Source organism: Methanofollis sp. UBA420 (genome assembly GCF_002498315.1).
Taxonomy (GTDB): domain Archaea; phylum Halobacteriota; class Methanomicrobia; order Methanomicrobiales; family Methanofollaceae; genus Methanofollis.
The window spans coordinates 622,905-623,840 of the sequence record NZ_DAGX01000002.1; the positions used below are offsets into that span (position 1 = coordinate 622,905).

Annotated in this window: 1 protein-coding gene; it reads right to left on the minus strand. The window is 60.3% G+C overall.

Annotated features, from left to right (window positions below):
• Nucleotides 1-936 (minus strand): right-handed parallel beta-helix repeat-containing protein (locus BP869_RS03095; RefSeq protein ID WP_342677395.1); only part of this gene is annotated, 936 nt, incomplete at both ends.

Consider the following 936-nt stretch of genomic DNA (forward strand, 5'->3'; position numbering starts at 1 on the left):
CGGCACCGGTGGAAATGATGAAGAACGCACCGCCGCCGTTCTGTGCTGCCGTGTTGTTTGTGAAGGTCGCGTCCGTCAGGGTGGCATTGGTGGAACCGGTGAAGAACGCACCGCCGCCATTCATGGTTGCCGTGTTGTTCACAAAAGTCGTGTACGTCAGGGCGGCACCGGTGGAACGGATGAAATACGCACCGCCGCCGTTCTGTGCTGCCGTGTTGTTCGCAAAGGTCGTGTCCGTCAGGGCGGCATTGTCGGAACCGTCGAAATACGCACCGCCGCCGTTACTGTTTGCCGTGTTGTTCACAAAAGTCGTGTTCGTCAGGGCGGTAACGGCGGAAGTCTTGAAGCACGCACCGCCGCCGCTGTTCTGTGCTGCCGTGTTGTTCGCAAAGGTCGTGTCCGTCAGTCTGGCGCCTTCGGATGAGGAGAATACCACACCGCCGCCGTACTCTGCTGCCGTGTTGTTCGTGAAGGTCGTGTTCGTCAGGGTAGCATTAGTGGAACCTTCGAAGCACGCACCGCCGCCGCTGAGGTCCTTTGCCGTGTTGTTCGCAAAGATCGCGCGTGTCAGGGTGGCATTGGGGGAATAGGCGAACCACGCACCGCCACTGCCATAATCTGCCGTGTTGTTTGCAAAGATAGTGTCCGTCAGGGCGGCATCGGCGGAATTTTCGAAATCCGCACCGCCGCCGAAATCTGCCGTGTTGTTTGTGAAGGTCGTGCGTGTCAGGGCGGCACCGGTGGAACCGCGGAAGAATGCACCGCCACCGTTGTTCGTTGCCGTGTTGTTCGCAAAGGTCACGCCCGTCAGGACGGCACCGGGGGAATCGACGAAGTACGCACCGCCGCCCCAGTTCATTGCCGTGTTGCCGGTGAAGGTGGTGTTTGTCAGGTCGGCATCGGCGGAACCGGTGAAGTACGCACCGCCGCCGTCTT